The following is a 9,820-nucleotide window of genomic DNA, read 5'->3' as shown; positions in this document are numbered from 1 at the left end:
GAATACCTCCAGGGGAAGGACCAAAGTTCTTCCCCTCTTTTTTTCCGATCTTTTTAAGCTTTTTTCTCGTCCTGATTCCCGGCTTCTTTTTTCCCGCTCAGCAAGCCGTTGCTCAGAGAGCCGAGAAAGAAGGGCTTTCGCGATTCGACCGTTTGGCCCAAGAAGCCACCCTGCTAAATCAGCGCGGCCAACCAGAAAAGGTGATTACTCTTCTCGAACCTTACCAAGGGGATGCCAAGAACGACAGTGCCCTGTTTTTCAACGAACTAGGCATTGCTTATCGCCAACGGGGAAGAATCTCCGAAGCTATCCAGGCCTACCGATCTGCTCTCTCTCGTGATCCGGAAAACCCTGTCATCATGAAAAACCTGGGGGATGCGTTCTACCTCAACCAGGAATACTCTCAAGCCGTTGAACTGTACCAAAAGACCTTGCAGGCCAATCCCCGCTTCCAGCAAGCCCATTCCAGCTTAGGTTTGGCTTATTACCAATTGCAAAGATACCAGGAATCCTTGGAAGAGTTTGAGATCGTCCTCCAATTAAACCCCCAGGACGAGCAGGCCAAAAAATTCCGAGAGGCCATCCTAAAAAAAATAAAAGGTCAAAAGTAAGCGGTGAATGACGAATTAGATTGAACCGTAAGATCATTCACATTGACATGGATGCTTTCTATGCTGCGGTGGAGCAACGGGACAACCCTTCTCTTCGGGGGTTGCCTGTGATCGTAGCAGGGGAAGCTGAAAAGAGAGGGGTTGTCTCAGCTGCATCTTATGAAGCCCGCGTTTTTGGTGTACGCTCGGCAATGCCCACTTCTCAGGCCAAAAGGCTCTGTCCCCAGGGAATCTTTTTACCCGTCAGAATGGATCGCTATCAGGAAGTCTCTGAGCAGATCTTGGCCATTCTAACAGAATTTACTCCCCTGGTCGAACCCCTCTCGTTGGATGAATCCTATTTAGACGTCACGGGGAGCGAAAAACTTTTCGGACCCCCATTAAAGATTGCGCAAGAAATTAAACGCCGGATTTACGAAACAACCGGTCTTACGGCCTCGGCTGGAATTGCCCCGAATAAATTTCTGGCCAAAATCGCTTCCGATTTTAAAAAACCCGACGGCTTGGTGGCAATCAAGCCCGGGGAAGTGGAAGAATTTCTTCGAGAACTGCCTATAGCAAAACTGGGGGGTGTCGGCAAGTCTACCGCAGAAGTTTTACAAGGCTTGGGGATATTCAAGGTCGGGCAATTGGCTAACCACCCTCCCGCGCTCATCGAAAAAAAATTAGGGAAATTTGGCCTGGAGCTTGTCACCCTGTCCAGGGGGCAAGATGATCGACCCGTAACCCCCCATGCGGAACCCAAGTCCATCAGTCAGGAAGAAACTTTTACCCCGGACCTTCACCATTGGCCAGTGATGAAAAAAGTCCTCTTAGAACAATCGGAACGAGTCGGATGGGAGCTTCGTAAACAAAAATTAAAAGGTTACACTGTCCAATTGAAGGTTCGTTATCCTGACTTCAGTTTAGTGACCCGGAGTGCGACTCTTCCATCTCCCACGGATCAAGGAATGGCCATATACCAGACCGCGATCAAACTCCTGGATAAGACCGAAGCTCTAAAAAAAAGGGCCAGGCTTCTCGGCGTGGGGGTATCCAATCTGCGCCGACGCGACACCCCTGAGCAACTTTCCCTCTTTCATTCCCATCAAAAAAAGGGCGAACGCTCCACCGCAGCTGTGGACCAAATCTGGGAAAAATTCGGGCCCCAGGCTATCCAAAGGGCATCTTTGATCGAGAAAAAAGACGATGAGGAAATGAGGGGATGAGGGAAGAAAAAATTTCTCCTCATCTGTTTTTCTCCGTTTCTTCTGGAGAGAGCTCGGCGGCGAACCGTTCCTGCAAAAATTGGTAAATTTTCTCTCCGATTTGGAGTCCCAGGTCGATGAACTCGGGTCCATAGGTCTTTCCCGCCTGGGAACGGAAAGTGTCTTTAATGCGGGCAACTCCCCTCATTCCTCTGGGAAACCGTCTGATGAAGCGTACCATGGGAGCTTGCGTAAAACGAAGCATTTGCCAGAGAGTAAGAGTAAAATTGTCCGGGCCCCAGCGGAACTTATCGGCATCGTACAGGACGTCACTGATCATCTGCCCGATTGTGGAGTCGATCTCCTTGGGTTCGACAAAGGCTTCATGGTTGGCGATCGCTTCCATGATATACTTTCCCTTCTCGAAGGAGATGGAGGGAAATTCCGCAAGGATTTTCCTGGCCGCTGAAGCGCTGGCTTGGGCGTGCTCTTTTTCGCCCCGCCGGAGGTCATGAAGGAGGCCGGCCATCTGGGCCAAGATACCTGCTTCGTGTTTGATTCCCTTCCCCAGGGAAAGTCTTTCTCCCTCCATGTAAGTCAAAGCTCCGGCTTCCACGGCTACTTTCTCGGCATGGCCCATTCCATGCCCAAGGTTGTCTCTTAGTTCATGGAGGACAAGTTCTCGGCATCTTTTGACTTGTTGGTTTTGATCAAAAGCGGAGCGAGAGAGAGAAAGCCATCTCTCGCCATCGGTATAAAAACGAGGGGGAGGGAAGGATGCAGCAATATTCCGGCAGGCGGCAATCATCTCTTCGTAAATATCCTGCATCCCTTCTCCTAAATTCAGGAGCCTTTTCCGATTTTGATCTCCACGGTAACGTGGGAAGGTTGGTTGGGGGCCAGGCGAATTTGGGGAAAATTGACATCCACTCCTACGGAGATTTTCGTATTTTCTGTTATACTGGACAAGTCTATGGGCTCGGTCAAGACTTCTCGAACTTTGGTCAAGCGGCTCTCAGGCCCTTGGAGGACAACAAAACGAGGCTCTACCCAGACGGTCTCTAAGCGCAGGGGTTGCGGAAGCTTGCCGATGAACTGAGCCTTGACCTGAACCGAACGAGTCTTCACGTCTTCTAACCTGATGCGCATCGAAGATGGGTTGATCTTGGTGACCTCTGTTCCCACTGGAATGCGGATATTGTCCGTTGTGATGCGGGCATAATTCAAGCCGCGCAGGCCTTGGGATAAGTCTATATGGGCCCTTACCTGATCCTGGCTAACGCCCGAAATCACCCCGCGCGGCCCGCGGATGCCGACTTCAACCTTGTTGACCAATTCCCCGGCAATTTCCATATTCGTCGGTATATTGCGGTATTCTAAGGGAACGGTTAACCACATTTCCGTCCGTTGTTGTCCGGCGATAAAACCCCAAAGCACAAGCACCAGAGCAAAGGCAATGCCCTTGGGTACCAGGTTGGCAGTTAAAGCGGATGGCCAACGATTTTTTTTCCTTTCTACCTTGAAAAGCATCGACCCCAAACGTTCCTGGAGATCACCAGGGTTACCCATGCGGGTAATTTCTCCCTCGACCGCCAATAAAACTTCTCCTCTTTCTTCCGAGACGATTAGAGAGATGGCATCACACTTTTCGGTGATACCGATTCCTGCCCGGTGCCGGCTTCCATAATTCCGCGGCAGGGCTGGGTTGTCCGAAAGAGGAAGATAACACCCCACCGATACGATTCTTCCTCCATGGATGATTACCGCCCCGTCATGGGCTGGTGAGGAAGGTATAAAAATACTGGAAAGAACCTCGAAGCTTATCCGGCCGTCAAGGGGAATTCCTCCCTTCAGATGATCTTCCAGAATGTCCCGCCGCTGAAAGACGATAAGAGCTCCGATTCGATTCTTGGCCAATTCAAAAGCGGTTCGCACTACTTCTTCCAGGGCCAATCGATCCAGGGTTTCGGGCTGCCCCAAGAAAAAATTCAGCGGGCTCATCCGTTCCAGGACTTGACGAATCTCCGATTGGAAGACCACCACCATGATAACCAGGATGACGGCCCAGAGGTATTGCAAGATCCAAGTAGTTATAAAGAGGCCGGACCACCGGGCCAGAAGATAAAGAAGGCCCAGGGCAGCGAGGGCAATCAGGATGCGCAAGGCTCTAGTTCCCTGCAACCAAACATACAGCCGGTAGAGGATAAAGGTAATTAACAGGATGTCCATTAAATCCTGCCAGCGCATACTGGCAAGGATTTCTTTCAGATAAGCAAGCACCGTTCCCCCCTGAAGACTCTCTGCTTGCTATGATAATATAAAAGGAGAGAGGAATCTACTGTTTAATCTTCCTCTTTCAGGAACAAGGACAAGGTTCAGCAGGAAGAAGAAAAGCCAAACCGGGGTTAGCCTGAGGGGCGCGGTTCAACCTAGGCGGATGACCTTGGCCACGACATCTTCGGGATCTCGCCCCAGAACTCGGATCATGGGTTCTTTCCCCATACCCCCCCGGTCAAAGATGATGTCGGGGATGGATTTGGATTTTTGCAAAACCCTTTGGACCCCCCAAGAAAGAGAAGAGCCTTCCCTTCGCTTCACCCCTGCCGGTTCATCTTGGCGGTCGAAATGGCCGATCGCCAAGCCAGTCTTCTTCGCCCGTCTTAAAATTTCTTCCGCGAATCGTACGTTCATGGCAGAGCGCATCTCCGCATCATAGGTCATGGCGGTAAGGATAATTTTGGCGATATGCTGAGAAGCACCGAATTCTGGGTCGGCTACCTTGCCGACCTCATTTCCCCAGTGAACGAACCTGCCAGGAAAGGCGGCGACGTCTTCTGGGCTTCGGGAATAGGGAAGGGCAAATCCCAAGTTTGACTGTACCTCTGGGAAAAGGTACCCCACCTTCCTCTCCCGCAGGGTTTGGAAAGCCTGCTTAAGTTTCTGGATAATTTGATACCGCTCGATTTCCCGGGTCGCCCAAGCAAAAGGATTGACGGGACCCTGCCCGTGCCCTAAAGGCAAAGAAAATTGGATGGCCGCAGTGACGAAGGCTTTGGCCTTTTCCACTGCTTCCAAGACCGGGCTTCCTTTGGCCAATTCCACAGCGATGGCGGCGGAAATTGTGCATCCCGTCCCGTGGGTATGAGGCGTGATTAGGCGGTTGCCCTTGAGATCAAAAAATTTTCGGCCATCAAAAAAAACATCCACCGGATCTCCGGAAAGATGCCCGCCCTTGATGAGCACATTCTTCGCCCCCATCCTGTGGATCAGGATGGCCGCTTCTTGCATTCCTTTCCACCCTTTAATTTTTTTTCCGATGAGGGCTTCACTTTCTGGAAGGTTGGGAACAATCACCTGCGCCAGGGGAAGGAGTTCTTGGCGGAGAACCTGTTCCGCTTCTGGAGAAAGAAGCCGGGTGCCACTTTTAGCAACCATCACCGGATCTACAACCACTGGGGCAAGACGATATTGGCGAATTATCTGACTGACGGCCCGGATAATTTTTGAGTTCCCCAGCATTCCCGTCTTCATTGCATCCACGCCAATGTCCGTAATCACCGCCTCCATTTGCTGCCTAACGAAATCCGCCGGCACTTCATGGATGCCCATCACTCCCTGGGTATTCTGGGCCGTCACGGCCGTTACAGCGCTCATCCCAAATCCCCCCAGAACGGCGATGGTCTTCAAGTCTGCTTGAATTCCAGCGCCACCACCAGAATCTGACCCGGCTACCGTTAAAATTCTCGGTATCATTCCTTCCTTCCTCCGATCGAATCGCTGCGGATCCCTCCTCGTCCATCCTCATCCTATACAGGTGGATAGGCGGATGGGGCGATTCAATTTTTTAATTATTTTAGCGCAATATCTAAGGTTGTCAATAAAAGCCAAAGTTTGCCCAAAAAAGCAGCTTAAAAGAAAATTGACATCAGGCCTACATGATAGTATCATAAAATAATTATCCCTGAAGGGTTGCTCTAAGAAAGAGGAATTGGCTATGTCCTTCATGAGAAGGGCTTTTTTTTATCTACTCATTTCCTTTCTGGCGCCCGCCTGCGCTACGATAAAACCCATTCCATCCTCAACCAAAGATTTTTTGCCACCGGGGCCTGCCGCCAAATCTTATTATCACTTTTTGCTTGCCCAACTCTATCAAAGAACTGGCGACATCGATCAGGCTGCCAACCAGTACCTTAAAGCCCTGGAACACGATCAAAGTTCTGCTTACCTCCATATTCATCTGGCAGCCCTATATCTCAAGAAAGGCCTTCCGGAAAAGGCTTTGCACGAAGGGGAAAAAGCCATCCAGGTCAACCCAAACAGCGTCCCCGCCCATCTGCTCCTGGGGGGTTTATACCTCTCTCTCCAGCAGCACGAAAAGGCGATCCAAGCCTACCAGAAAGCAATCCAGCTCGAACCCCAAAGCCAGGAAGCCTACCTCTTTATGGGAACCCTTTACGCCGAGCAGAAAGATTACGATAAAGCCGAAACCAACTTCCAAGCCCTTTTAGCCATTGATCCCCATTCCTTAATGGGCCATTACTACCTGGCTCGAGTCTATGCCGAGATGAAACGTTTCGAGGAGGCCAAGAAACACTACCAGGCTTCTCTGGAGATCAAACCCCATTTCGAACCTGCTCTTATGGATTTGGCCTTGATCCATGAAATTCAGCAAGCAAACGAAAAGGCCATCAAGATTTACCAAGAGATCTTAACCCTAAATCCTTCGAATTCGGAAGCCCATGAGCGGCTGGGTCAGGTCTTCATCCGTCAAAACAAGCTTAACGAAGCGCTGACCGAGTTTCATGCCGCAGAAAAATTAGCCATCAACAATACAGAGGTGCGGACGAAGATCGGACTTATCTACTTTGAACAAGGGCGCCTGGACGAAGCCATTGAACAGTTCTCCTTTGTCCTCTCCTCCCAACCGGATAATGATCGGGTACGATATTACTTGGGAACGGCTTATGAGGAGAAAAAAGAATTGGACCGCGCCGCGGAAGAGTTTAAACGAATCCCACCATCCTCTTCCCTTTACGTCGATTCCCAGATTCATCTGGCTTATGTCTACGATAAACAGAACAAAGCCGAGGCGGCTATCTCTGCTCTGCAGGCAGCCATCCGGGCCAAATCGGACAACCCCGAACTTTACCGCTTTTTAGCCTCTTTCTACGAGAAAACCAACCAGTTTGAGGAGGGAATCCGCCTGCTCAAAAAAGCATTGGAGTTGGCTCCCCAAGACGAAAAAACTCTTTTTAACCTCGGGGTCTTCTACGACAAATCCGGAAACTGGCAGGAAGGGATTACCCAGATGCGTAAAGTTCTGGAAGTGAATCCCAATCATGCCCAGGCTCTCAATTATATCGGCTATACCTTTGCCGAAAAAGGAATTAACTTGGATGAAGCGGAGGGCCTCATCCAGCGGGCCTTAGAGTTAAAGCCCAACGATGGTTACATCACCGACAGTCTGGGTTGGGTTTACTTCAAAAAGGGAGCAATGGAAAAAGCTGTGGTGGAATTGGAAAAAGCTCACCGCTTGGCTCCGGATGATCCGATTATTGCCGAGCATCTGGGAGATGCTTATGCCCACAGCAAGCTGTTCGATAAAGCCATCGAGATGTATGAACGGGCCAATAAATTGGACCCCAAAAAATCTGAGTTGAAAGAAAAGATAAAAAAATTGCAAAAAGAAAAGAAACGCGAATGAGGATTTGGCTTCTTAGCCTCCTATTTTTTTTGGTTATCAGTGGTTGCGCCACTCTTCCCCTCCTTCCCCCCGAAACGCCCTCACCCGAATTTCTTCTGCATCAAATCAGGACCCGCCTCCAAACCTTGGAAGGCTTGAAAGGCCTGGCCCAGGTGAAAGTTTCTGCGGCGGAAAAAAGCTTTCATGCGCAGGAAGTCCTTTTTGTTCGTCGACCGGGATGGCTGCGAGCAGAAAGTTTGGGCCCTCTGGGCACACCCCAATTCTATTTGGTCACGGATGGCCGCGAGTTGAGTCTATATAATCCTGGAGAGAATAGGTACTATTGGGGCTGGGCCACGGCCAAGCATCTTTCCTTGGCCCTCCCGTTAGCCCTGGAGCCGGAAGAAGTCGTCTCCCTTCTTTTAGGTGCCCCCCTTTTGATCGATTACGACTTAGCCTCCACTCGCCGAGATGGGGAGGAAGGTCTTTGGACCGTAGAACTTGCTTCTACCTCGCGCAGAGAGCGCCAGATTCTTTGGGTAAATCCTTTTTCCTGGCATATTCTTCGGGCCGAATTTTACCGGCCTGCCTTATCCCAACGCCTAATTTTTGAAGACTTTCGCCGCATCCAAGGTTTCCTCTTCCCCCAAAAAATCCAGTTTACGTCCTTCGAACCGGTGGCCCGGCTCACGGTGGAATACCTCGAGATGGAATTAAACCCCCGCTGGACGGCACAAGATTTTCAGCTTCCGGTGCCCCGGGGAACTACGGTCATCCCTTTGCAATAAACCAGGCGGTGGGCAACGTTGTGAGGCATCGCTTCGTTAGCAGGGGCCCCCAAAATATTTTTCTGAGAACATTGTTCCTTCTCTTGGGGCTGAAAGCGAAAGACGGGTTGTTGGGAAGGGTTATCCGATTTCTTTCAATTTCTTGCGAGCACGATTGGCTTGGTCTGATTTAGGAAAGCGTTTGACGACTTCTTTTAATATCAGTTTGGCGTTAATTGTATCCTTCATCTCCAGGAAGGCTATCCCTTGGCGGAATAGCGCGTCGGGAACCTTGTTCCCCTTGGGATATTTTTTAATCACTTCATCGAATTCCAAGATGGCTTCATCATACTTTTTTTCGGCAAAATAGCATTCTCCCAGCCAGTAATGAGCGTTTTCAGCATACTTGGACTTGGGGTAACCCTCCAGCAATCTCTTGAAACCTGCTTTGGCTCCCCCGACATTGCCCTTGGTAAATTGTTCGTAAGCTTTCTTGTAAACCTCATCAGGAGAGGCTACAACTTTTTTCCCTTCCGGTTCCGCTTTCTGGGAGGGAACCTGTTTTTTGGTAGGCTCACCTTGGGCTGGGGGGGCCTCGATAGCTGAAGGTTTTTCTTCCCCGGTTTCCGCTTCTCCCTTGGGAGCCCTACTTTCGGCCGCTATTTTCTTCTCCCATTCTTCCACCCTTTTGTTCAGGGCCGCCATGCGTTTATCCAATTCGTCGAGTTTCCCCTGGTAGGCCTCTTTGAAGGTTTTGGTCTCCCCAAAAGTCTTCTGGGCAAAGTATTTACTTTCTTCAAACCGTCCCATCAGATTTTGCACTTCCATCTGGAGTTTATCCAGCCGGGCTCCCAGGTCTGCCTGGTAGCGGCGCATGGGTTGGCTGGCAGTCTCCATCTCTTTTTCCAAGAACCCGATTTTCGTCTTGGTCTCCGCCCCCAGGGTAGTCATTTCTTGGTGCAGATCATTGATCTTTTTTCCCAAGGTATCCGTCTTGGTGGAAAGGTTTTTAATCTCTGAATTTGAATCATAGAGATTCCGCTGGAGGGCCAAAAGTTCTTTGGTGTTATTGTTCGTGTCGCGCTGGAGGGCTTCCAGGTCGTTTTGGGTGGCGCATCCGCCGCAAGATAATAAACCAAGCAAAATAAGAGCGAGTAAAAAGAAGCGATTCATTCTCTTCATAGGGCCAACCAAATATTGAGGAACTCTTCCTCAATTCTTCGTTTGAGGAAGCGTTCCTGAAGATTAGGAAAGGTTATTTGGTCTTAATAAATTCATCCCGGCGGTTCTTAGAACGTTCGGCCTCGTTTTTGTTGGGGACCAGAGGTCTTTCTTCTCCGTAACTGATGGTAGACATCCTTGCCGAGGCTATCCCCATCCCTTCCAAGTATTTTTGGGCGCTGTTGGCCCGCCGCTCACCCAGGGCCAGGTTGTATTCGGCTGTCCCGATGTCACAGGTATGCCCTTCGATCTGAATTTTCTCGGTGGGACTTTTGGACATCCATGCGGCGAGTTTCTCTACGTTTTCTTTCGATTTGGTGGAGAGGGTGTAATCATCGAAAGCAAACTGAA

The 9,820-nt window shown here is 50.1% G+C and carries 9 protein-coding genes; 4 read left to right on the top strand and 5 right to left on the bottom strand.

Annotated features, from left to right (window positions below):
• Together Q7V48_07895 and dinB are read left to right on the top strand one after the other, a co-directional pair.
• The coding region (locus tag Q7V48_07895) for a tetratricopeptide repeat protein (GenBank protein ID MDO9210656.1) at window positions 1-611 on the top strand (611 nt) is incomplete at its 5' end.
• A gap of 20 nt (window positions 612-631) precedes the next feature.
• Window positions 632-1,819: a DNA polymerase IV gene (gene dinB / locus Q7V48_07890; GenBank protein MDO9210655.1), complete on the top strand. Its 1,188-nt coding sequence runs from the start codon at window positions 632-634 to the stop codon at window positions 1,817-1,819.
• Window positions 1,820-1,838: 19 nt separating this feature from the next.
• On the opposite strand, the gene Q7V48_07885 is transcribed toward dinB, so the two are convergent.
• The 3 genes from Q7V48_07885 to thiD form a co-directional block, all read right to left on the bottom strand.
• On the bottom strand, window positions 1,839-2,627 hold the full coding sequence (locus Q7V48_07885) for a hypothetical protein (GenBank protein ID MDO9210654.1): 789 nt from the start codon (window positions 2,625-2,627) through the stop codon (window positions 1,839-1,841).
• Between the two features lie 14 nt (window positions 2,628-2,641).
• A complete protein-coding gene (gene cdaA / locus Q7V48_07880; protein MDO9210653.1) occupies window positions 2,642-4,078 on the bottom strand; it encodes a diadenylate cyclase CdaA in 1,437 nt (478 codons plus the stop codon).
• Between the two features lie 144 nt (window positions 4,079-4,222).
• The gene (thiD, locus tag Q7V48_07875; GenBank protein MDO9210652.1) at window positions 4,223-5,551 is read right to left on the bottom strand and encodes a bifunctional hydroxymethylpyrimidine kinase/phosphomethylpyrimidine kinase; all 1,329 of its coding nucleotides are present in this window, start codon (window positions 5,549-5,551) and stop codon (window positions 4,223-4,225) included.
• A gap of 241 nt (window positions 5,552-5,792) precedes the next feature.
• Here thiD and Q7V48_07870 point away from each other — a divergent pair, with 241 nt between their 5' ends.
• Complete coding sequence (locus Q7V48_07870; protein MDO9210651.1) at window positions 5,793-7,502, top strand: tetratricopeptide repeat protein; 1,710 nt, start codon at window positions 5,793-5,795, stop codon at window positions 7,500-7,502.
• Window positions 7,499-8,269: a DUF4292 domain-containing protein gene (locus tag Q7V48_07865; GenBank protein MDO9210650.1), complete on the top strand. Its 771-nt coding sequence runs from the start codon at window positions 7,499-7,501 to the stop codon at window positions 8,267-8,269. Before Q7V48_07870 ends, Q7V48_07865 begins: the two co-directional genes overlap by 4 nt.
• 120 nt (window positions 8,270-8,389) lie before the next feature.
• Here Q7V48_07865 and ybgF read toward each other — a convergent pair whose 3' ends face one another.
• Together ybgF and Q7V48_07855 are read right to left on the bottom strand one after the other, a co-directional pair.
• On the bottom strand, window positions 8,390-9,421 hold the full coding sequence (gene ybgF / locus Q7V48_07860; protein ID MDO9210649.1) for a tol-pal system protein YbgF: 1,032 nt from the start codon (window positions 9,419-9,421) through the stop codon (window positions 8,390-8,392).
• A gap of 82 nt (window positions 9,422-9,503) precedes the next feature.
• A partial coding sequence (locus tag Q7V48_07855; protein ID MDO9210648.1) for an OmpA family protein occupies window positions 9,504-9,820 on the bottom strand: 317 nt, incomplete at its 5' end.

Source organism: Deltaproteobacteria bacterium, assembly GCA_030654105.1.
Classification (GTDB): Bacteria; Desulfobacterota; SM23-61; order SM23-61; family SM23-61; genus JAHJQK01.
This window is presented reverse-complemented; position numbering and strand designations above follow the sequence as displayed.

Coding starts and splice junctions, on each gene's coding strand:
- Q7V48_07865 (MDO9210650.1), top strand. CDS start 7,499: ATGAGGATTTGGCTTCTTAGCCTCCTATTTTTTTTGGTTATCAGTGGT.
- Q7V48_07870 (MDO9210651.1), top strand. CDS start 5,793: ATGTCCTTCATGAGAAGGGCTTTTTTTTATCTACTCATTTCCTTTCTG.
- ybgF (MDO9210649.1), bottom strand. CDS start 9,421: ATGAATCGCTTCTTTTTACTCGCTCTTATTTTGCTTGGTTTATTATCT.
- Q7V48_07885 (MDO9210654.1), bottom strand. CDS start 2,627: ATGCAGGATATTTACGAAGAGATGATTGCCGCCTGCCGGAATATTGCT.
- thiD (MDO9210652.1), bottom strand. CDS start 5,551: ATGATACCGAGAATTTTAACGGTAGCCGGGTCAGATTCTGGTGGTGGC.